Source organism: Marinobacter oulmenensis, from assembly GCF_014201735.1.
GTDB classification, from domain to species: Bacteria; Pseudomonadota; Gammaproteobacteria; order Pseudomonadales; family Oleiphilaceae; genus Marinobacter; species Marinobacter oulmenensis.
Genome location: NZ_JACHFE010000005.1, coordinates 1 through 22,047 on the forward strand (window position 1 = coordinate 1; position 22,047 = coordinate 22,047).

At 58.6% G+C, this 22,047-nt stretch carries 21 protein-coding genes; 8 read left to right on the forward strand and 13 right to left on the reverse strand.

Annotation, left to right across the window (positions count from 1 at the left end; translation table 11 throughout):
* Positions 1-384 precede the first annotated feature (384 nt).
* From HNR38_RS10200 to HNR38_RS17615, 4 genes are all read left to right on the forward strand, one after another.
* Entirely contained in the window at positions 385-876 is a 492-nt protein-coding gene (locus tag HNR38_RS10200) for a 2-thiouracil desulfurase family protein (protein WP_221275779.1), read from the forward strand.
* Positions 877-1,325: 449 nt separating this feature from the next.
* Positions 1,326-2,996, forward strand: coding sequence for a methyl-accepting chemotaxis protein (locus HNR38_RS10205; RefSeq protein ID WP_183703389.1), 1,671 nt, complete (start codon positions 1,326-1,328; stop codon positions 2,994-2,996).
* An 80-nt stretch (positions 2,997-3,076) separates the two neighbouring features.
* Positions 3,077-3,694, forward strand: coding sequence for a LysE family translocator (locus tag HNR38_RS10210; RefSeq protein WP_183703392.1), 618 nt, complete (start codon positions 3,077-3,079; stop codon positions 3,692-3,694).
* Positions 3,694-3,903: an AAA family ATPase gene (locus HNR38_RS17615; RefSeq protein WP_183704313.1), complete on the forward strand. Its 210-nt coding sequence runs from the start codon at positions 3,694-3,696 to the stop codon at positions 3,901-3,903. Before HNR38_RS10210 ends, HNR38_RS17615 begins: the two co-directional genes overlap by 1 nt.
* 42 nt (positions 3,904-3,945) lie before the next feature.
* Here the strand turns inward: HNR38_RS17615 and HNR38_RS10220 are convergent, their stop codons facing one another.
* From HNR38_RS10220 to HNR38_RS10260, 9 genes are all read right to left on the reverse strand, one after another.
* Entirely contained in the window at positions 3,946-4,728 is a 783-nt protein-coding gene (locus HNR38_RS10220; protein ID WP_183703395.1) for a hypothetical protein, read from the reverse strand.
* Positions 4,722-6,095: an amidase gene (locus HNR38_RS10225; RefSeq protein WP_183703399.1), complete on the reverse strand. Its 1,374-nt coding sequence runs from the start codon at positions 6,093-6,095 to the stop codon at positions 4,722-4,724. Before HNR38_RS10225 ends, HNR38_RS10220 begins: the two co-directional genes overlap by 7 nt.
* Positions 6,092-6,769, reverse strand: a complete 678-nt coding sequence (locus HNR38_RS10230) for a DUF2848 domain-containing protein (protein ID WP_183703401.1) — start codon at positions 6,767-6,769, stop codon at positions 6,092-6,094. Before HNR38_RS10230 ends, HNR38_RS10225 begins: the two co-directional genes overlap by 4 nt.
* 33 nt (positions 6,770-6,802) lie before the next feature.
* The gene (locus HNR38_RS10235; RefSeq protein WP_183703404.1) at positions 6,803-8,086 is read right to left on the reverse strand and encodes a TRAP transporter large permease; all 1,284 of its coding nucleotides are present in this window, start codon (positions 8,084-8,086) and stop codon (positions 6,803-6,805) included.
* Positions 8,086-8,679: a TRAP transporter small permease subunit gene (locus tag HNR38_RS10240; protein ID WP_183703407.1), complete on the reverse strand. Its 594-nt coding sequence runs from the start codon at positions 8,677-8,679 to the stop codon at positions 8,086-8,088. The genes HNR38_RS10235 and HNR38_RS10240 overlap by 1 nt, the downstream gene beginning before the upstream one ends.
* A gap of 63 nt (positions 8,680-8,742) precedes the next feature.
* A complete protein-coding gene (locus HNR38_RS10245; protein WP_183703410.1) occupies positions 8,743-9,804 on the reverse strand; it encodes a TRAP transporter substrate-binding protein in 1,062 nt (353 codons plus the stop codon).
* 32 nt (positions 9,805-9,836) lie between these two features.
* On the reverse strand, positions 9,837-10,628 hold the full coding sequence (locus tag HNR38_RS10250; protein WP_183703413.1) for a putative hydro-lyase: 792 nt from the start codon (positions 10,626-10,628) through the stop codon (positions 9,837-9,839).
* 116 nt (positions 10,629-10,744) lie between these two features.
* Positions 10,745-11,629, reverse strand: a complete 885-nt coding sequence (locus HNR38_RS10255; RefSeq protein WP_183703416.1) for a LysR family transcriptional regulator — start codon at positions 11,627-11,629, stop codon at positions 10,745-10,747.
* Between the two features lie 131 nt (positions 11,630-11,760).
* On the reverse strand, positions 11,761-12,324 hold the full coding sequence (locus HNR38_RS10260; protein ID WP_183703419.1) for a gamma-glutamylcyclotransferase: 564 nt from the start codon (positions 12,322-12,324) through the stop codon (positions 11,761-11,763).
* Between the two features lie 153 nt (positions 12,325-12,477).
* Between HNR38_RS10260 and scpC the strand changes: the two genes are divergently transcribed.
* Complete coding sequence (gene scpC, locus HNR38_RS10265; RefSeq protein WP_183703421.1) at positions 12,478-13,989, forward strand: succinyl-CoA:acetate CoA-transferase ScpC; 1,512 nt, start codon at positions 12,478-12,480, stop codon at positions 13,987-13,989.
* An 84-nt stretch (positions 13,990-14,073) separates the two neighbouring features.
* Here the strand turns inward: scpC and HNR38_RS10270 are convergent, their stop codons facing one another.
* Positions 14,074-15,180: an NADH:flavin oxidoreductase gene (locus HNR38_RS10270; RefSeq protein ID WP_183704315.1), complete on the reverse strand. Its 1,107-nt coding sequence runs from the start codon at positions 15,178-15,180 to the stop codon at positions 14,074-14,076.
* 96 nt (positions 15,181-15,276) lie between these two features.
* Here HNR38_RS10270 and HNR38_RS10275 point away from each other — a divergent pair, with 96 nt between their 5' ends.
* Positions 15,277-15,714, forward strand: a complete 438-nt coding sequence (locus HNR38_RS10275; RefSeq protein WP_183703424.1) for a winged helix-turn-helix transcriptional regulator — start codon at positions 15,277-15,279, stop codon at positions 15,712-15,714.
* Positions 15,715-15,894: 180 nt separating this feature from the next.
* On the forward strand, positions 15,895-16,605 hold the full coding sequence (locus HNR38_RS10280) for an OmpW/AlkL family protein (RefSeq protein ID WP_183703427.1): 711 nt from the start codon (positions 15,895-15,897) through the stop codon (positions 16,603-16,605).
* 112 nt (positions 16,606-16,717) lie between these two features.
* On the opposite strand, the gene HNR38_RS10285 is transcribed toward HNR38_RS10280, so the two are convergent.
* A complete protein-coding gene (locus HNR38_RS10285; protein ID WP_183703430.1) occupies positions 16,718-18,034 on the reverse strand; it encodes a DEAD/DEAH box helicase in 1,317 nt (438 codons plus the stop codon).
* 301 nt (positions 18,035-18,335) lie between these two features.
* Here HNR38_RS10285 and HNR38_RS10290 point away from each other — a divergent pair, with 301 nt between their 5' ends.
* Positions 18,336-19,154: a TlpA disulfide reductase family protein gene (locus HNR38_RS10290; protein WP_183703432.1), complete on the forward strand. Its 819-nt coding sequence runs from the start codon at positions 18,336-18,338 to the stop codon at positions 19,152-19,154.
* Here the strand turns inward: HNR38_RS10290 and HNR38_RS10295 are convergent.
* Both HNR38_RS10295 and HNR38_RS10300 read right to left on the reverse strand, forming a co-directional pair.
* Complete coding sequence (locus HNR38_RS10295) at positions 19,135-20,442, reverse strand: hypothetical protein (protein WP_183703435.1); 1,308 nt, start codon at positions 20,440-20,442, stop codon at positions 19,135-19,137. The genes HNR38_RS10290 and HNR38_RS10295 overlap by 20 nt on opposite strands.
* Before the next feature lie 72 nt (positions 20,443-20,514).
* Positions 20,515-21,948, reverse strand: a complete 1,434-nt coding sequence (locus HNR38_RS10300; RefSeq protein WP_183703438.1) for an aminotransferase-like domain-containing protein — start codon at positions 21,946-21,948, stop codon at positions 20,515-20,517.
* Positions 21,949-22,047: the final 99 nt, after the last annotated feature.

Genomic DNA, 22,047 nt, shown 5'->3' on the forward strand with positions numbered 1-22,047 from the left:
AACCGGCAGCGACCTCACACATTCAATGACGGCATTTCGCCCGTTGTTGCTGAGGAAAACCTTAAAATACTGTCCGGGATTAGTTGACCACTACACAGTTCGTTGTCGAGGGGGCTGGTTCCAGTGGCGCTCAGCTCTTTCTTCACGGGAGCCTCATAATCGTTGTGGCCGCTTTTATAGAACCGCCCTTGGTTCTGGCAGGGTCTCGGCTGGGTTCATTCCTTAATAAAAATCGGCAGGTTGGGCTTTGGCTGGATCGAGGCCTTGGCGCTCTATTCGTGACCTTAGGTGTGCGTCTTGCCGCGAGTACCAAGTGATCTAGACGTCGGTACCAATCCGCCAGCACATAACAACGTGAGCACCGCAACCCTGGGGGCTAGTAATTTGAAAAAAGTACTAATGAGTGCCTGCCTTTTAGGGAAAAAGGTTAGATATGACGGTGGAAGCCTTTCGGTGCATGATCAACTTGTGGAGAGGTGGGTATCTGAAGGCCGGATCGTTTCAGTTTGCCCGGAAGTTGAGGCTGGGATGAGCATTCCCAGGAAACCCGCCGAGATTGTCCAGGGTAACGGGAACACGGTGTTAGATGGTGAAACCGACGTTATTGAAAAAGGCGGAAATGTCGTCACCGACGATTTCATTGCAGGTGCCTCCATTGCCTTGGAGCTGTGCAAAAAGTTCAACATTGAGATAGCCGTACTGGCTGAGTCTAGTCCTTCTTGCGGCAGCTCTTTCATCTATGATGGTAGCTTTTCAGGTAATCGGACTCCTGGTATCGGGGTTACGGTCGCGTTGCTGCGTCGGCATGGTATTCAGGTTTTTAGCCAACATGAGATAAAGGATGCTGACAAGGCCATCCACGCTGGCCCAGGCTAGTTGCCCCCGGTCTCAAGCGAAGCTGAGCAGTTGATTGCCGCGCATGCTCAAAGTGTAAACGGGGTAGAGCGTTATAACAGGCGGCTGTGGTATCCATTCCCTGAATCAAACCATTTGCCTAATGCCAGCTTTCCGTACCCGATCATGTGGCCTGCCCTCACCTTTGGCTCCAAGAGCGCGATAGTTACCCCGCGCCAACTGCGGGAAGTCCAGCGCTACCAGGAAAACCTGTTTAGGTTGTTATGGCTTTCACAATGTTTTGCGTTTAATCCACAAAAGATTGCACTAATTAGTTTTACAAACTATTACCGGCCGGGATAATCTCAAGATATCGCCCTCTCAGGCCCGACACGAGGGGCTAGAGGGATTTGGGGAACTTCCAGGCAACAAGCCGGATAGATCGGATGCAAGGAAATTGAGTTGTCGGGCGTGGCCCTGGAGTAGAGCCCGTGACTCATTTTCTTAACGCCCTGAATCTCCGAACAAAAATTGTCGGGACCGCCGTCCTGATTCTTCTGATCTTCTCAATCAGCTCTGGTTACACCCTTTATTCCATGGCGAGTATCGGAAAGGAGTTGACCCTGATATCCGAGAAAGACCTTCCCCTCACCCAGGTCATCTCTGGAGTGACGGTTCACCAGTTGGAGCAGACGATTGCCTACGGGAACGCGGTGCGCTTTGCTTTCTCCGACGGCGCGAACAGTACGTCAGTGAAAGACTCGATGGATAGATTCCGGACGCTATCGGTGGCTGTCGATGAGGAACTCGAGCGCGCGCACAACATTGCGATGGCAGCGGGTGAAACCTCGAATGGGCGCTCCAGACAGGAGTTCGAGAAGATTGACGGCGCGATCACCACCATTACTGAAAGCCATAAGGCATTTGAACGGGAGGTCGAGCAGGCCTTTGGGGCGCTGCTGAGGATGGACTTTGATGCCCTCCGCTCGTTGTCGGCGCAGATCGATGCCCATGCCGAAGAGCTTGATAATGCCCTGGAGGATCTGCAGCACGAGATCGTTGCTTTCACTCAACGGAGCGCCGCCGTTGCGACGGACCACGAGAAGAGCGCACTCAACATGACGCTGATCCTGGTTGTCACCAGTATTGTTCTGGGTCTTCTGGTGAGCTGGGTGGTGGCCAATGCCATTATAAAAGGCATCCGGAAAGCCATCCTCACGGCTTCGGGTGATTTGTCCCAGGAAATCGTCGTAGACAGCAGCGACGAGGTCGGCGAGTTGCTGGACGCGATGAATGGCATGCGTCAGCAACTGCTGGCGATGATCGACCAGATTAAAAACATCACAGCGGAGCTGGCGGCTGCCTCTGAGGAAATGTCGGTGATCACCGAACAGACCGCCCGGACGATCAACGGCCAGGGCAGCGAAACCGGTCAGCTTTCCGCCGCTATACACGAAATGTCTGCGACCGCCCAGGAGATCGCCCGTAATATCAGCGACACGGCCAACGCCGTCGCCGAGGCGAACGAACACGCCAGCGAAGGCCGGTCAACGGTTGAACGAAGCATTGATCAAATCTCCCTGCTTTCCGACGAGATAGAAGCATCAACTCAGGCCATAAAACGGCTGGAAGAGACCAGTTCGACCATTGGCGGCGTGCTTCAGGTGATCCAGTCCATTGCCGAACAGACGAACCTGCTGGCGCTTAATGCTGCCATTGAGGCGGCGCGGGCAGGCGAGCATGGTCGTGGCTTTGCGGTTGTTGCCGACGAAGTCCGGGCGCTGGCCTCGAGGACTCATACATCGACCCAGGAAATTGATGACATGATCGGCAAGCTGCAGTCGGTCTCTCAGGAAGCCGTCATTTCGATGGACAATAACCGCAAGCAGGTCAGCAAAACGGTGGAGTTTGCCGCCGGAGCAGGCACCAAGCTTGCGACTATTACCCAGGTTATGTCGTCGATTAACGACATGGCCACGCAGATCGCCAGCGCGTCGGAACAGCAGGTCGGCGTGACGGAGGAGATCAACTCGAACATTGTCCGGCTCAACAGTATGACCGAACAAACCGCCCAGGGCGCAGAGGAAACGGCCACGGCGGGGCGGGATCTCACCCGGATGGCGAGCGAGCTTCAATCGATTGTTGTTCAGTTCCGGACCTGACACCATGGGAATACTTGTCGAGACGCCAACGGGCGGAAAGCTCTAATCAGCTGCGCAACGGAAACAGGGATGTTTATAAGATGATCTCCATCGAATTTTTGCTCACCTCACTTGTCGTTGTCCTTATTCCCGGCACCGGTGTGCTTTATACGGTTGCAACCGGTTTATTCGTTAATAAGCGTGCCAGCCTTTTTGCGGCTCTGGGCTGTACGTGTGGAATCCTCCCCGCTCTGCTCGCCAGTACTTTTGGCCTTGCAGCCCTATTTCATGCCAGCGCCCTCGCCTTTCAGGTCGTTAAGTATATCGGCGCTTTGTACTTACTCTATCTGGCCTGGGTTATGTGGAGATCGTCTTCTCCTTTGTCGGTTAAGCACAACGATAATGAAAGCTCAGCCGCTTCCATCGCGGCAAAAGGTTTTTTAATCAATATCCTCAACCCGAAGTTGTCCATTTTCTTCCTTGCTTTTTTACCGCAATTTATCCCTTCATCCGCCCAGCAGCCGCTTATTGGCATGTTAGTGCTTGGGGGGGCGTTCATGCTGATGACATTCGTGGTATTCGTGGCCTATGGCCTTTTAGCCAATAGCTTTAGCCGATTCATTGTCGGCTCGGAAACGTTAAGCCTGGTTATTCAAAAATTCTTTGCGGGCAGTTTCGCTGCGCTTGGAGTGAAATTGGCGTTAAGTGAACGGGCCTAATCCACTCCTACAGCGTTGTTTTTCCTCTGCCGCCCTGGAAGGACATTTACGAGACAGATTCCGAACGTGACCAAACGTTTGCGGAGTCTGTCGAGGTATTCGAGGGTATGAAAGGGTGGTATTCGCAATGGGGATATAAAACGCTGGAAGTCCCACGATGCAATATTGATGCGCGTATTGCCTTCATTCTGCGGCATATAAACGACTAGGTCATCTGCTGCCAGAAGCGCTGCGCTTCAGCCTCCAGCCAGTCAACGAACCGTTGTCCGCCACCGGCTAATGGCAAAAATACCCAGGGTCACCGCAATGGAGGCCAACAGGGACGTGGCGAAGGTGGCCATTGGTGGCAAGATTTCTACCGTCAGTGCCAATGCCACCGCAAAGGCCACGAGGCTAAGCATGCCTTTCTGGGCCATGCTCACGGTCGCCCTCGCGACATCGGGGCCGTAACGTTCATACAGTGTCCAGCCAATGGTGAACAGCCCCACCGGAAACCCGACCAATATACCGGAAAGGAAAGGCCCGGACTTTGCGGCCACGGTGGTTGCAATGCTCACCAGGATACCGGCCAGCAATCCTCTCAGTAACAAATCAAACCAGCCGGATCTGGCAACCACGACGGTTTGTTTCAGGTTCAATCGGCGGCGGATCATTTCGGCAATCAGGAGCACCAGCCCATAGACCAGGAGACCGCCCCAGACTCCCCCGGGGAGCAGGGAAAATAACAGGGAGGCGGGAATCCAACTGCCCGTTGCCAGGACCAGGCTGGTGAAAATGCCAAAGCGTCCGGCGACTAGGACAAAACAGATGGCAAACACCAGCGTGGCAATGAGCGCATGCAGCGTCGACAGGGCGGCGGCTTGCAGGAAGTCGGTGGAACGCTCCTGCAGCATGAAGAAATAGCCGGGGCCCAGAATGATCGGCGTTCCTGCCAGAATGCCGCCAAGCCGTGGGCCCATCCTGCCGACCGCCACCGACACACCGATCACCACGGCGGCGGTCGCCACCAGTTTTGCAACCAGAACGCTCAGCATGCGGTTTCGAGGGTCTTCTCAAGTCCGGCTGCGATGGCGAGCAGGTCCCGGTCCGCGCCGTTCCTGCCAACCAGCATCAGGCCTGACGGCAGCGCCCCCGGCTGGTGGTTCGGGATGGTAATCGCGCTCAAATCCAACAGGTTGGCGACGGTTGGATTGCGCAGCACCAGGAGGTTCAGGCGGCCATAATCTTCGTCCTGAATGAGCTCGTCAATGCGAGGCGGCGCAACCGGCACGGTGGGCGCGAGCAGTCCGTCGTAGGCAGACAGCCATTGGTCTGCCTGTTGAGTGCGGTGTTGCCGGCACTTGAGCAACTCAATGTAATCGGCGGCACTAAGGGCAGCGCCGCGCTCGATCCGGACGCGAACCCGGGGGTCGTACTGGTCTCCGTGCGTGGCCAGCCATTCCCGGTGAAGATGGTAACTTTCTGCAGCGGTAAAGCCGCCACCTTCCAGCAGCTCTGGCAAGCTATCGAGCACAGGAACCGCTACCTCATCGATGCGCGCGCCGGCCTCACGAAGCCGCTTCAGGCTCGCGGTGAAGGCTTCTGCAATCTCCGGCGAAACGTCGTCGAGCATGTAATTGGCCGGAACGGCGAAGCGCAGGCTGGCCAGTGACCGCGGCATCAGCGGCTGTGTGCGTTGGCCGGCAAGGACGGCATCAAGCCGGGCGCAACAGTCCACGGTTCGAGCCATGGGGCCAATTGAATCCAGGCTGTCGGACAACGGGAACGAGCCGTTGCGTGGGATGCGTTGCTGTGAGGGTTTGAAACCGACCAGGCCACAGAAGGCGGCTGGAATGCGGACGGAACCGCCGGTGTCAGACCCGATGGCGGCGGCGGCCATGTTGCGGGCCACGGCGACCGCCGCCCCCGAGGAGGAGCCTCCGGGAATCCGGCCCGGTGCGATGGGGTTGTCTGGCGTACCGTAGTGGGGGTTAATGCCCAGCCCGGAATAGGCAAACTCGGTCATGTTCGTGTGCCCGGTGATCACGGCTCCGGCGCTGCGCAGGCGGGATACGATAAGGGCATCGGCCTCGGCCGGGCTCTTCCACCATCGGCTGCCTGCGTGGGTGACCTCGCCGGCCACGTCAAACAGCACCTTCAGGGCGATGGGCAGGCCAGCCAGCTCGCCTACCGGCGCCTGTGCACTCCGCAAAGTGTCCACCGACCGGGCTTGCGCTACCGCCTGGCAATCAAAACGGCTGGTGTAGATCTGCCGGTCCGGGTCATCGCCATTGTCGATGTTGTTCAGGCAGGTTTCCAACAGGTCAGCCGCTTGCCATTGGCCGGTTTTCAGGCCCTCCAGAAGGTCTGCGAGGGACTCCGCAGGTAACGGCTTGAGAGGCTTGGATCCAGACTGCGTCATTTCACCACCGATAGGGTTTCAATGTTGTAAGCGTGTTCCAGAGCACGACCTTTGACCGGGTCTGTCAGCACCATCCGGAAGGCCTGGGCCGGGCGAACGCCGCCCATTACCGGCAGGGTGCCACAGAGCATTGCCTGGCCCTCGGGCAACTCGGTTTTATCCAGGCCAAAACGGCCAAGCAGATCCTTCGGGTGCAGCAAGCCAGTTACACTGCCTTCCTGATACGCCACCTCTTCGCCATCGATGGTGGCGAAGGACGCCAACTGCAACTGGTCCCAATGTTCAATAACGTCGGCCAGCCACCAGACCTGAGAGCCAACCGGCTTGGCACACACCTGTTTGGAGTGGGCAACCGACCAGGCCTCAGCTTCCCTGTCGGTATGATCAGAGCCGATGCCTACGAGGGTGCCGCGCTTGGTGCCAATCAGCAGAACCTCGATCTCACCACTGGTCTCATTACCCAGAAATTGCACGTTTCCATCACTGGTCGCCAGCCCCGCCGATACGCGGTAGAACAATGGCGTGCTGGAAGGCGGGGCAACCCCGATGGCTTTGAGTTCTTCAATATGTTCATCAATGCCGGCCTGCTCACGCCCCGCCCAGCCGGCAATAATCAATTGGTTGATGGCAACCTTCAGCGTTTCACCGGTCTCAGCCAGTTGGAACTCAGTCATCACAAGTCTCCTGTTGTTGTGCGTTGATCAGGGTTAATTCAGCAGTTCCGGCAGGAACAGGGCGATTGAGGGGAACAGCACCAGCGCGGCCGCCATCAGTAGCATCATTGCGACGTATGGCAGAGCTCCGACCATCACATCGTTGAAGGAGCCGCCCTGGCGCACGCCTTGAACCACATAAAGGTTGAGCCCGACGGGCGGTGTAATCAGTGCCATCTCAATGAGCAGGATCAGCAGGATGCCAAACCAGACGGGGTCAAAACCCATGCCGATGATGATCGGAGCCACAATCGGAATTGTGATCACCATCAGCGATAGCGTTTCTATGAAGAAACCCAGGATGATGTACAGGGCGATGACCAACAGCAGCGTTAAATAGGGGCCAAGACCGGCCGCTTCCAGAAATGAGGTCAGCTCACGGGTAATACCGGCAGAGGCCAATACAAAATTCAGGAAGTAGGATGCCATTATGATCAGCATGATCATGCCGGTGGTTCGCATGGTGCCTTCCAAGGCTTCCAGGATCACCGATTTATTCAGTTTGCCCATGATTGCAGCAATCACCATGGCACCGATAACGCCGAGGGACGCTGCTTCTGTGGGGGTTGCCCAGCCGGCGTAGATCGACCCCACAACAATACCGAACAGCACCAGAACCGGGATCAGATGCCTCAGACCGGAAAACCTTTCGCCCCAGGTGTGATGGGTGCTCGGGCCGCCCAGAGAGGGTCGCCAAAGACAAATCATCGCGGTGCCAACCACGAACAACAAGGCCAGTAACAGCCCGGGGATCATGCCTGCAGCGAACAGCTGGGGGATGGGGGTTTCGGTCAGGAAGCCGTAAACAATAAGGTTGATTGACGGCGGAATCATGATGCCAAGGGTGCCACCTGCAGCGATGGACCCGGTGAACAGACGCTGGTCGTAGTTGAGTTCCTTGCCCTGAGGGATGGCTACGGTCCCAATCGTGGCAGCCGTCGCCACACTCGAACCGGAGGTGGCAGAGAACAGCGTCGCGGTGCCCAGGTTGGCGTGCAGCAGGCCACCGGGAAGCCAAGAGAACCAACTCTCAAGCGCCTGGTAAGTGCCTTTGGCGATGCCGGTACGCACCAGAATCTCGCCCAGCAGAATAAACAGCGGGATGGCAATCAACAGAAAGCTGTTGGAGGCCGACCAGAGTACGTCGCCCATGGCGTTAACCAGCGGGAACGGTGAGAAAAACTCGTCAAGAAACAAGCCCAGGACAATCAGGGTGGCGGCTACCGGAACACTCAGCAGCAGAAGCACCAGCAGCACAATCAGAGTGATCAGAATCATCAGTAAGTTTCCTTGTTCTCTTCGCTGATTTGCTCATCCAGCGTCGGACTGCCTGCCAGGTGCTGAACGTCGTTCATCTGGCCGCCCAGCAGGCTCAGAATGACACGCAATGACATCAACATTACCGCGATGGAGAACCAGACCAGGCCAAGCAACCAAAGCGCCTGGGGAATCCAGACCGGTGTGCCCAGCGGCGTGTTTGCCCGGGCCCCGCCGGTGTATGAGTGCTCAGCAACCCCGAAGGCGGCACCCACCACCAGAACGCAGAAAAGCGCCAGTGACAGCAAGGCGATCAGATCCAGCACACCCCGAACGCCCACGGGCAACTTCAGGTAAAGTGCATCAATACGGATGTGGGCCTTTCGCACCAGGGTGTAAGCAAAGGCCCAACTGGTACTGATGGCCATCACATAACCGGTGATCTCGGTCGCATGCAGGTTTGAGCGACCAAGAAATTGCCGGGACAGGATTTCCAGGGTCACCAGGATCACCGTCAGAAGAATCAGAACGCCGCCCGCTCTGGCCAACCAGAGAGACCCTGACTGAACGCCCTGAAGAATCCGGTCTAGCCCGGAAGTGATCTGTTCCAACATAGGGGTCTCCAGAACGGGCTGATACACACAGCCCGTTCTTTGTTTCTGCGGGATTGGGAGAAGTTACTTGGAGGCTTTGAGGCCGGTGACGCTGCCAATGGTTTCGTTCCAGCGATCCACCCAGCGCTGGTCAACCCGGGCCGCCCAGTTTGGCAGCAGGGTTTCTTCCAGATGCCGGGATACTTGCTCGAAATCGCTGTCCGTTGCCTCTACCAGCACCATGTTGCCCGGCTCACCGCGGGTGCATTCGCCCTCACCGGTCAGGCAGGCAATACCTTCTTTGGTCTCATCAACCGCAGAGGCCCAGACGGGCGCTTCGTAGTTTTCCTTCATTTCCTTGAGCAGCCATTCCTGGGTCTCCGGAGACAGGGACTGCCATTTCTTGCCATTCATCGCTGTCACCACGTGGTCCCAGCCACCGACCGGCAGGGGGTACAGGTGCGTAGCCACTTCATACCAACCAGAGCTATAGCCAGACAGCGAGCCGGTGACGGCGCAATCGATAACGCCACGCTGAAGAGCACCCGGCACTTCACTGTAGTTAAGTGTGATGCCCTCGGCGCCCAGTGCCTCAAGGAACTCGGCGGTTGTCCGGCCGCTGGCACGTACTTTCTTGCCTTTGAGGTCGGCCAGGCTGCTTATTTCAACGTTGCAGAACACGACCTGTGACGGATACGGGGCGACGGCCAGGACCTTGGCGCCGTCAAAGCGTTCACTGAAGGCTTCGTCCAGAACCGGCTTGTAAGCCTCGGCAACTTTGCGGGCGGTTTCCACATCCGGTGCGATCATGGGCATGTCCAGCCCCTCGAGCTCTGGTGCGTCCTGAACCGCATAGTCTGCCACGGTAGAGGTCACTTCGATGACGTTGCGTGCCATGAGGCGATACACCTCTCCACCACCGAGACCCATTTGGTCAAAGGTGGTCACGGTGGTGGAAATGTTGCCACCGGACGCCTCGGGAATATGCGAGCTCCAGAATGGATTCTCGAAATTCTGATACAACGACAGACTGCTCCAACTGCCAACATAGGCAATGCTGGTGTTGTCTATTTCCTGAGCAGAAGCCTGACCCGCCAATGCAAGTGCAAACGCGGTCGCAGCGATGGTTTGTTTTTTATTGATCATAAAATTTCCTCTTCTCTTTCTGTTGTCAGGGACTACAGCAAGGCAACCTGGCTCTCTGGAATATCGGTTACCAGCATATGACCGGGACTGTGGGTAATGGCAAACGGAACGCCGGCATCCATCAGTACTTGTTGGGGAGTGACCCCGCATGCCCAGAAAACCGGCGTTTCATCTGCATGAACAGATACCGGGTCACCATAGTCCGGTTTCATTAGATCAGAAATGCCAATTTGCGCCGGATCACCAAAGTGCACGGGCGCGCCATGGGCCTGCGGGTACCGCGTGGTGATTTGAATGGCGCGAATTGCTTCAGTGGCCAGGAATGGGCGCATTGATACCACCGTCTGACCGGAAAATCCTCCGGCGGTTTGCAGCGGAATGGAGGTTTTGAACATCGGCACGTTGCGCCCCTCGTCAATGTGACGAACCGCAACGCCGCCCTGTACCAGGGCATGCTCAAAGCTGAACGAGCAGCCCAGCGCAAAGGTCACCAGATCGTCCTGCCAGAGGTCAGAGACATCGACAGGTGTAGCGGCTAACTCACCATGGCGGTAAACACAGTAAGCCGGAACATCGCGGGCGATATCCAGCTCCTTCGCCAGAACCTCACAGCTTCGCTGGCCGGGTTCACTGACGGCAATCAGCGGGCACGGCTTCGGGTTGGCCTGGCAGAAACGCAAAAAACCATTCGCCTGGGCTTCCGGCAGGATCACCAGATTGACCTGAACGAAGCCGCTGGCCAGACCGGCGGTTGGGCCGGTTAGGCGACCATCACGAGCCTCAAGCCGGACAGTGCGAGCTGGGGATGGGTTGGAGCTGTTCATTTTTTCGCCTTGTAATGGTTTATACCTACATTAAGGCAAAAGTAATGATCAGTTCCAATCGATATTTAAAATTTAAAGTGATTAAAAAAGCTGATTAGTTGAACATTGCATCATTATTATTCGTGCTCAGCCGCGACCAGAGAGAGCGAAAGGTCGGCAATGGCCCGCACCACATAGCCGCCGGGAGCGGTCATATAGGCAATGTTGAACTCCAGATCGGGAACACTGGCTTCCACTTCGAACTCACGCAGTTTTCCCGCTTCAAGCTCGCTGGTAACAATCTCTCGTGGCAAGGCGCTGACACCCATGCCGTCTACTGTCATCCGGATAATGGTGGAAAGCGAAGAACTGGAATGCAACTGAATGGAACGCCCCACCGGGTGGATCAGTGAGCGGATATGGGTGTGGGGTTCACTCATGCGGGGGTAAGTGATGATGGGGATCTCAGCCAATTGCGCGAGGCTGAGTTGCGTTTCCGGCAAAGCTATTTTTTTGCTAGCGACCCAGGTGAGTGAATAGCTGCAGAAGGGCTTGGTGACAACCCCCTCGTGACGAACGTCGCCAATCAGAAAGGCGATGTCTATTTCCCGCTTGATGAGCTTCTCGGCGAGGCTGACGGAGATATCCACATCCAGCTCCAGATTGATCGCAGGATAGGTTTCGTTGATCCGTTCAATCAGCTTGGGCAGCCAGGTGTAAGCGATGGTTTCTGCAACGCCGAGCCGGATGGTGCCATGGATGGATTCCGGGTCAGCCACTTTTTCCAGCAGCTCCTGATGCAGCTCCAGAATTTTCTCAGCGTAAATCAGCAACTCCCGGCCTTTGGCCGTGAGAACTGCACTGCGCCCGGAGCGATCAAACAGTTCCACACCCAGTTCGTCTTCCAGGCCTGAAATACGGGAAGAAATGGTAGGCTGGGAAGCGTACAGCTTTTCGCCCGTAGCGCGGAAACTGCCCAGTTTGGCAATCCAGAAGAAGGTTTCGAGGGATCGAATATTCATTGATGGCCTGTTAAGAGCGCATGTTAGGAGAACTGTGATTTGGACTCTGAGCTCACAATAAGTCCCGCTGGCGGAAAATAACAGGTCTGTTTTTTCAATACCCGCACCCGCATTATTGCCGATTGACGTGACTATGCTTCCCTCGGCAGACAAGCCTCAATAGCAAAGGTATGCTCACACTCCGCCCCAAGCTCCCGGAGTGAAGACGCCAGGTTCAGCAGGTATTCGCTGTTGGGGCCGCTAGGCCCGTGGGCGGAGGCAATCTGGCGGGCAATATCAGTTGCCGGGGCATCTCCCAGGAAGGCTTCGTTATCCTCCGTGGCGATGTAGACCAGCCCCTCGGCCTGGCTGCTGTCATCAAATGTCATGGGCGTTTTGAAGCGCAGGTAGCCGTTCTTCTCGCGCACATCCAGGTGTTCAAACACATCCGGCGATACCCGGTAAGCCATGCCCCGGCAGGTGGCGCCGGGCTGCTTCACCAGGGTGACCACGCGGCCGGGAGCCTCCGGCGTGCCCCGGTGGTCGTGAGAGGCCTGCCAGAAGCGGCGTACCCAGCCCTGAATGGCCGCCGGCCGCTTCTCAAGGTAGGGGAAATCCACCTTGTAGATCAGTGAACCATAGCCAAACAGCCAGATCGCCTCTACTCCCTCGAAATCAAAGCGTTGGCGATTGTGTTCAATGGTATTCGCAGACATGACGACCCGATCTCTGAAATGAGGCTCAATTGTCCCAGCCGGGGCGGCTCACGGCAAACCGGGCTTAGCCAAATGGATAATCTTAGCTGGCTACGGATATGGTAGTATTACGAGCTATTTTCCGTTTTTTCTATACCAGTAACCGGAGCCCAGATGACCACGCCCTCCCGAATCCGTTGTCCGAAACTCAGCAAGCGCGTGATGAGCGCGGATGAAGCCGCCACCCTCATCCCCTCCGGCGTGAACGTCGGCATGAGCGGGTTTACCGGAGCGGGTTACCCGAAGGCGGTGCCAGTGGCGCTGGCTGATCACATTCGCCGGCAGCGGGCAGATGGTGAGAATTACCGCGTCAGCGTCTGGACCGGCGCCTCAACCGCCCCGGAACTGGACGGCGCCCTGGCCGAGGTGGACGGCATCGAAATGCGCCTGCCCTATCAGAGCGACCCGGTCTGCCGGCAGAAGATCAATGACGGCCAGATGAGCTACATGGACATTCACCTGTCCCACGTGGCCCAGCACGTGTGGTCCGGTTTTTTCGGCAAGCTGGACATTGCCGTTATTGAGGTGGCCGGTATTACCGAGGATGGCCGACTGATTCCCTCTTCCTCCATTGGCAACAACAAGACGTGGATTGATCAGGCCGACCGGGTGATCCTGGAGGTCAACTATGGCCAGAGTGCCGGTCTGGAAGGCATGCACGATGTCTATTACGGCACCGCCCTGCCACCCCGTCGCAAGCCGATTCCCATCACCCATCCCGACGAGCGGTTTGGCGAGAAGTACCTGCTGTGCCCGCCGGAAAAGGTCATCGCGGTGGTGGAAACCGACGCCCCGGACCGCAACTCCAAATTCGCCGACCCGGACGACAATTCCCGGCGCATCGCCGATCACCTGCTGAAGTTCTTCCAGCAGGAAGTCGAGCAGAAGCGACTGCCGAAAAACCTGCTGCCGCTGCAATCCGGCGTCGGCAACATCGCCAATGCGGTGATGGCGGGGCTGAATGAGGGGCCGTTCGATAACCTGAGCGCCTATACCGAGGTGCTGCAGGACGGCATGCTGGCGATGCTCAAGTCCGGCAAGCTGGCCACTGCGTCGGCCACGGCCTTCTCCCTGAGCCCGGAAGCCAATCAGGACCTGGCGGACAACATCGAGTTCTACAAGGACCGGATTGTGCTGCGCACCCAGGAAATCAGTAATCACCCGGAGGTGATTCGCCGCCTGGGCGTGATTGCCATGAACGGCATGATCGAGGCCGACATCTATGGCAACGTCAACTCAACCCATGTCATGGGCACTCGCATCATGAATGGCATTGGTGGTTCCGGGGATTTTGCCCGTAACGGCTACCTGTCGGTCTTCATGACGCCGTCCACCGCCCGCAACGGAGCCATCTCCACGATCGTGCCCATGGTGTCCCACGTGGATCATACCGAGCATGACGTCCAGATCGTGGTGACCGAGCAGGGCCTTGCGGATCTTCGCGGTTTGCCACCGCGCCGCCGGGCGCTGGAGATCATCGAAAAATGCGCCCATCCGGATTTCCGGCCCAGGCTCAAGGACTACTTCGAACGCGCCTGCGCCAGCGGCCGGGGTATGCACACGCCTCACCTGCTCGAGGAAGCCCTGAGCTGGCATTGCCACTTCGAGCAAAACGGCCAGATGTAACGGGCCTTTCGCGCAAGAACCCACAAAAAAGCCGCAGCTCTCATGGAGTCTGCGGCTTTTTTGAGTTCCGGTGTGCGGGAAGGATCAGTAAAGCTCGCCCAGGGCGCTCTTGGAAAAGTCCTTCACTTCACTGAGCCGACCTTCACGAACCTTGACCAGCCATTCCGGGTCCTGAAGCAGGGCGCGGCCGACGGCAATCAGTTCGAACTCGTGGTTGTTCATGCGTTCAACCAGCTCATCAATGCCGGACTGCTGAACAGACGGCTTGTCGCTGGCAAAGGTGCCGCTGATGAAGTCTTCGGTGAGGCCGACACTGCCTACAGACATGGCCGGTTTGCCCGTCAGTTTCTGGGTCCAGCCCGCCAGGTTCAGGTTGGAACCCTCGAACTCGGCTTCCCAGAACCGGCGTGTGGACGCGTGGAAAATATCCACACCGGCATCGGACAGCGGCTTGAGCAAAGCTTCCAGCTCTTCCGGCGTGGTCGCCAGTTTGGCTTCGTAATCCTGCATCTTCCACTGGGAGAAACGCAGCATCACCGGGTAATCCGGCCCCACCTGACGGCGCACTTCCTCTACGATTTCCACCACGAAGCGCAGTCGATTGGCCATGCTGCCGCCGTATTCATCATCGCGCTGGTTGGTGCCTTCCCACAGGAACTGGTCCAGCAGGTAGCCGTGGGCACCATGGATCTCAACCCCGTCAAAGCCGAGCTTCTGGGCGTTGGCAGCCGCTTCGCCGAAGGCTTTGACTACGTCCTGGATGTCTTCCCGGGTCATTGCCTTGCCGTTGGGTTTGCCCGGGCCATAGAGGCCGGAGGGGCTGTAGCCCGGTACGGAGAGGTCCGGCTCCATGCCTTCCTTGCGGACGGCACCTACGTGCCAGAGTTGGGGGAAAATGGTGCCACCGGCTTTATGCACGGCATCTACCACGTTCTTCCAGCCTGCCAGGGCCTGCTCACCATAAAATGCGGGCACATCGGGGTAACCGTTGGCTGCCGGGTGATTGACCACGGTGCCTTCGGTGATGATCAACCCAACACCGGCCTCGGCCCGGCGGCGGTAGTAGTCCACCACGTTCTCGCCCGGCACACCGCCGGGGGAGAAGTTCCGGGTCATGGGGGCCATGGCCACACGGTTGCGCAGTTTGAGATCGCGCAGCTCAAACGGTTCAAACAGGGGGCCTAGATTCATCTCTGTGGTCATTTGCAACCTCGCTAATCTGGTTTCGTTACGCAACCTTATTCAATAAGGTTTCACGATGCAACCCTTTTTGCGTACACTGCCCCCATGGCCAGAAAACGTTTCGATGACTCCAACTGCTCCGTCGCCCGCGCCCTCAATGAAGTGGGCGACTGGTGGTCCCTGTTGATTGTGCTGCACGCCATGCACGGCACCCGCCGTTTTGTGGATTTCCAGCATGAACTGGGCATCGCCAAGAACATTCTGTGCAACCGCCTTGGCCGCCTGGTGGAGCACCAGGTATTGCACAAGGTGGATGTGGGTGAGCATGGGTCGCGTTTCGAGTACCGCCTGACGGAGAAAGGCCGGGACCTGTTCCCGGTGGTGATTGCCCTGCGCCAGTGGGGTGACAAATGGAGCCCGGCGCCGGAACCCTCACCTCTGGACCTGAGGGATCGCGCCAGCGGCCGCCCCATTCAGCCCGTACAGGTGCGTGACGCCGAGGGCAACCCAGTCACCATCCGCGATGTCTTTGTGCCCGAATAGGCACGTCACCCCAAACCTGCCTATCCGCACTAGCCACAGCAGATCCATTTTCTTGAGGTGGATCAACCCGCCGCAGAAACTGCAGCCCACCGCCGGCAAATATTGCGCTAAATCAAGATTCCAAAGACAGATGTCATTACATTGCAGTCATCAGCTAGTAATTAATTCGAGGAGAAGGCTATGTCCCGTGGTTTCAAAATTGGCGTTCTGGCAGCAGCAGTAATGGCTGTCGCCCCGGCTGCTCAAGCTTTTGAAGCAGGCGATTTCGTCGTTCGTGGTGGCGCGGTTCACGTTGCACCGGACGATTCCAGTGATTCCATCACCGTTGGTGGCGCTCCGCTTCTGGGCGCAGGCACCGACACCAAGGTTTCTGTAGATTCCAACACCCAGCTCGGTCTGCGTGCCACTTACATGTTCACCAGCAACATCGGCCTGGGCGTTCTGGCAGCAACTCCGTTCTCCCACAACATTAACGGCGGCGGTGATCTGTCCGGCGATGTAAACCTGGGTGAAACCAAGCACCTGCCACCGACCATCACCGTGCAGTACTACCCGATGCCTGCCTCCTCGGCTTTCCAGCCGTACGCCGGCGTAGGTGTTAACTACACCATGTTCTTCGACGAGCAGACCAGCGACACTCTGAACGGTGCTGTTGGCGCTGCTTACAGCGACCTGGAGCTGGACGACAGCATCGGTGCTGCCGTTGAAGTGGGTATGGACTACATGCTGACAGAAAACTTCGGCCTGAACGCTGCCGTATGGTGGGCTGACATCGACACCGACGCCACAGTAACTGCGTACGACGGCACCGGTGGCAAAGTGAAGACTGACGAATTTGAAGTTGAAATTGACCCGATGGTTTACATGATCGGCTTCACTTACAACTTCTGATCCTTTGTGATCCCCGTACCTCCGGCGGTTTCCACGGTCTGTTGACCGCCGGTCGGTGCGTTCTCCTGTGCGGGGCTTCGGCCCCGCCTTTTTTGTTTATGGGGAACGGTTTTCAGCCAGTGCGCTGAGCGGAACGACCGCCCTGCCCCCGGTTACCTCCCTGACCACCACTCCGGCCACGACCGCCGCCATTACGCCCTGACGGCTTGGGGCCAAAACTGCGACCTTTGCCACCCTGGGGTTTGCTGTTGCGTGCCTTGGACGGATCGGCTTTCGCCTTTGGCTTCAGGGGCAGATTGTTCTTCGGCTCGAAGCCTTCCACTTCCCGGCGCGGTAGCTGCTTTTTGATCAGCTTTTCAATGCCTGCCAGTTGCTTGCCTTCATCGGCACTGACCAGTGACAGGGCATGGCCACTCTCGCCGGCACGGCCGGTCCGCCCGATACGGTGCACATAATCCTCCGGCACATTGGGCAGTTCGAAGTTAACCACCTGGGGCAACTGCTTGATATCCAGCCCACGGGCAGCGATGTCTGTGGCCACCAGCACGCGAACCTCACCAGCCTTGAAATTGGCCAGCGCCCGGGTGCGTGCGCCCTGGGATTTGTTGCCATGAATCGCGGCGGCCGTAATGCCATCCTTTTCGAGCTTCTGGGTCAGGCGGTTGGCGCCATGTTTGGTACGGGTAAAGACCAGCACCTGCTCCCAGTTGTTGTCGCGCACCAGCTTGCTCAGTAGTGCCGTTTTCTGGCTCTGGTCTACCGGATACACCGACTGCTTCACTTTCTCAGCCGTGGTGTTGCGGGCGGCCACTTCCACCTGCACCGGGTTGTCCAGCAGGCCCTGGGCCAGGCTGCGGATTTCATTGGAGAAGGTGGCCGAGAACAGCAGGTTTTGGCGTTTCGCCGGCAGCATGCCGAGAATCTTGCGAATATCCCGGATGAAGCCCATGTCGAGCATCCGGTCGGCTTCGTCCAGCACCAGGATCTCCACTTCGTCGAAGCGCACGGCGTTCTGCTGGTAAAGATCCAGCAGGCGGCCCGGCGTGGCGACCAGCACGTCCAGCCCTTTGCGCAGCTTCATCATCTGTGGATTGATTTTGACGCCACCAAAGACGACGGCGGCTTTGGTCGGCACATAGCGGCTGTACAGGTGCACGCTGTCATGTACCTGCGCCGCCAGTTCCCGGGTCGGCGCCAGGATCAGGGCACGGGGGCCCTTGCCGGTGCGCGGCTTTTCCGCCAGGCGTTGCAGCAGCGGCAGGGTAAAGCCAGCGGTTTTGCCGGTGCCGGTCTGGGCTGCGGCCATGACATCCTTGCCAGACAGTACCGCCGGGATGGCCTGTTGCTGGATGGGGGACGGGGTTTCGTAACCCTGGTCAGCGGTTGCACGGACCAGTTGCTCGGACAGGCCGAGGGAAGAAAAACTCATATAGGGCGTACTCTTGATTGTTCTGCCTCCGCGAACGCCATCGTCGACGAATGCGGGCAGATGCCATGAACAGTCATGGAATTAAAAGACGACTACGGTCACGCGCCAAATCTGGGGTGACGTCCTCTGACAGGTCGTTTGGATGGTTCGCAAGGCGGCCTTGAAGCCGGAAACTGCGGAATCCCTAGAGGCAGGATGGGGCCAAGATAACAGAGGCTCCGGGCAATAGCTATAAGAGGTTTCGGGAACTTGCAGGGGCGCGCGACGTCACAGAGGGCTGACCCCCATCGCAGGAGACACCATGTTAAGCCTGAGCCTCGGCCCTATCAGCCTTTCGATCGGACACCTTCTGGTGCTGCTGGCCTTCGCACTGGCTTTGGTGGTGGGCGGCCTGCTCGGCCGGCGTTATGGCGTGCCGGTGGCCGGCCCCGTCTCGGATGTCTTCCTGGCCGCTCTGGTGATGGCCCGGACGGGGTTTGTAGTGAGCTACTTCGGGGAATACCAGGACAACCTGTTGGGCATCATCGATATCCGGGATGGCGGTTTCGATGTCACCTGGGGACTGATTGGTGCCCTTGCCATGGTGGCCTTCCTGCTCTGGCGCCGGCCCGCTGCGCGCAGACCACTGAGCATTGCCGTGCTGTCCGGCACCCTGTTCTGGGCCGCCACAGCTGGAACCATTACGCTCATCGAGCAGCAGGCACGAGGGCTGCCAGCGGTGGCTCTGGACACCCTTGATGGAAAATCCACAGCGGTCAGCGACATAGCACCGGGCAAGCCCATGGTGATCAACCTGTGGGCCACCTGGTGCCCGCCCTGCATCCGGGAAATGCCCATCCTGCAGGAGGCCCAGAAGAACAATACCGGCATTGTCTTTGTCTTCGCCAACCAGCGGGAACAGGCGGAAACCATCCGTTCGTTCATCGACGAGCAGCCATTGGATCTGAACAACCTGTATCGTGACCCGGACGGAGAACTGGCCAGTGCCGTTGGCAGTCAGGGATTGCCCACCACGTTGTTCTACAACGCCGATGGCCAGCTGGTGGATACACACTTCGGCGCACTGTCCCGGGCAACGCTGGCCCGTGGCCTGGAGACAATCAGGCCAGCGCAGCCGTGAGCCCGGCCGCCATCACGCTGGCCATCAGCAGCCCCAGTACGGACAGCCCCAGACTCCAGCGCAAAGACGCATCCACCGCCCGATAACCGGTCAGGCGTTCCATCAGCAGGGCATTGGCGGCGAAGGGCGTACCAAAGGCGGTAATCCCCCAGCCGGTCACCATGGCAATACCCAGGCCGATCAGGGCGCTCTCCGGCCAGATGGAACCCAGAATGCCACCCGCCAGAGAGCCAACCACGATCGGGTTCACCCCACCCAGGCCGGCTGCAAAGAACACCCAGGGGAGCACCGCCGCCAGTAGCGGCCAGGCCCAGCCGGGAAGATCCGGGTTGCCATTCAGGCCGCCCAGCACCAGGCCGCTGATGACCGCGCCGATAAACGCAGAGCCGCCGACAATGGCCAGCTCATTGCTGACATTGGCCATACTGGCCGCCGGCGTGCGATCACCCCGCAACCAGCCCCACAGTCGGCCACCAACAACCACCACGAGGCAACTAAGTGTCACGGCATGGGCATAACTGAGCTGGAACTGATGGGTGAGAACAAAAGCACCCAGACATATGCCGACGATAATGCCGGTGAACCTCAGCCAACTGGCTGCTCCGGCCGCGCCTTCCCGGTCCGGAACATCCGCTGCCGGCTCAGGTTCGCGCCAGAGCAACCCGGCCAGTACAAAGATCAGCGCAAAGGGCACCGCCAGGGTCAGAAGTTCCAGGCTGCCCAGTCCCGGCAGAAGCGTCAGGGTCAGAACTACAGAAATGGACAGGGGTGAAAACATCGGGGCGACACCAAAACCCCGCAACACTGCCCGGGTGGCATTTCGGGTGGCCGGCGAGTCGCCGTCCTGACGAAGGCGTTCGGCCACCAGGCTGCCCACAACCGCCACCGATCCGAAGTTGAGCGGTATCGACACCAGGGTTGTGCCGTAGGCCAGGCTCAGATACCGGGTGGCAGGGCGACCGCCAAACAGGCTGACGGATATGCTTTTCAGGTCACGGGTGCGGGACAACACATGGGACAGCAGCATCACCGAGAGAATCAGCCCCGCCAGCCGGGTGACATTCACCATGCCGTCGGTCAGCAGCGACGGTTCCGCAACCAGGGCATAGAAAAAGGCCAGCAGCGCCACCGAAAAAACCGCCCGGGGAACCATCCGCAACTCCTGCCAGCCCAGGGCCACAGCAATGCAGACCGCGGCCGCACCGGCCAGGGCAGCCCCGGGCAGGAACGAAAACACAGCGGCCAGCAGCGCCAGGTAGGAAAACAGGGAACGTAAGCGAACCTGCACAGGGTATCCTTCAGTGAAGCAGAAAAGAGAACGGTTATAGTAAGGAAGCTAACCTCCAAACCCTATCCGCATTTATGGCAATAATCCACCCAGCACCTGCCGGAACCGCAACGCTTCCTTGCGCAGGGACTCCCGGTTCAGCATCCCCACCCCCATGATCAACCCTTTTCGGTTGTCGTCCCGGGAGCAGACCGCACTCAGTGGTTTGACGATGAAATGATGCCGGAACAACTGGCGGGTAATGGCCACGTCATCCACATCCTCGGAGAACCGGGCGCACAGGCTGATGGCATGGCTGGGTGCCGAGATATCGGTAATCGCCGCCACCTGGCTGAGCTGATCATGCAGCACCTGCTGCCGGGCCAGGTACTCTTTCTGGATACGCTGGTACCAGTCATCCAGGTCGCCGTTGGCCAGAAATGTGGCCAGTACCGCCTGATCCAGCATCCGGCCCTCGCGAAACACCTCGCTGCGCAGACGGCTGATAGCGCCTGCCAGATGGCGGGGCACCACCAGATAACCCAGCCGCAAACCGGGAAACAGCAGCTTGGAGAAGGAACCGGCCAGAATGTGGCGTTCCGAGCGGGGATCGAACACCAGATGCGTATCCCGCTGGCCGTTGAACTCGTAGTCATCCTCAATAACGTAATCCGGCCGGAGCGAATCGCACAGCGCCTGCTTGTCATGCTCGGAGGTGGGTACGCTCAGGGGGTAGTGCTGGGACCCGGTCAGATACAGCAACCGGGGGTTGGCCGGCAGTGTCCCCCGGTGGCCCTGCCCCGGCACCCAGGGCAGGAGTTCGGGCGTCAGACCACAGGCGGTAAACACATTGCGTGCGCCCCAGTAGCAGGGCGATTCCATTACGACCCGGTCACCGGTATCCGCCAGCGCCAGAGCACAGAGTTCCAGACCGTTATGGGTGCCCTCGGTGATGATGATCTGTTCGGTATCGCAGTCAAAATGACGCCAACGTTGCAGAAAATCCCGGATCGCGCGCTTTAGTGGCCCATAGCCACCCGTGGAATAAGACAGCAGCAGCGCGTTGCGGGGGACCGTTACGCTGGCGTAAAGCTGGCGCCACTTGCGCATGGGAAACTGCGCGATATCGGGAATACCCGGCACAAAGGCACCACTCTGCACTTCCGCCGCGCCCGGCTGGCTGAGCAGTGACCGGGCCCGGCCAGACAGGCCGCTGAGCGCCGGCCGTGAAGGTACAGCCGGCTCCTGGGGCGGACGATGGGTCCAGGTGCCCTGGCCGTGGCCGGTCATCAGGATGCCTTCCTCCAACAGGTGGTTGATCGCACCGGCCAGGGTATTGCGAGCCAGCCCCAGAGCCTGGCAGATCCGCCGGTGGGGCGGCAGCCTCATCCCGGACGGCCACTCCTGCTCGATCAGAACCCTCAGTGCCTGCTGCACCCGGACCTGTTTGCTCAGGCTTCTGGGTTGCTGCCGGTAGCGCCGCGTCAGGCTGGCGAGCGGGTCAATGTCGGTGTCCTCGGTGGTCATGGCGTGCCCTGGTATGTCGAAACCTGCAATTGGTCCAATTGAAGTAAAAATTGGTTCATATCCAGGCCCTAGCCTACCTGTTAGTGTCCCCCGCATTCC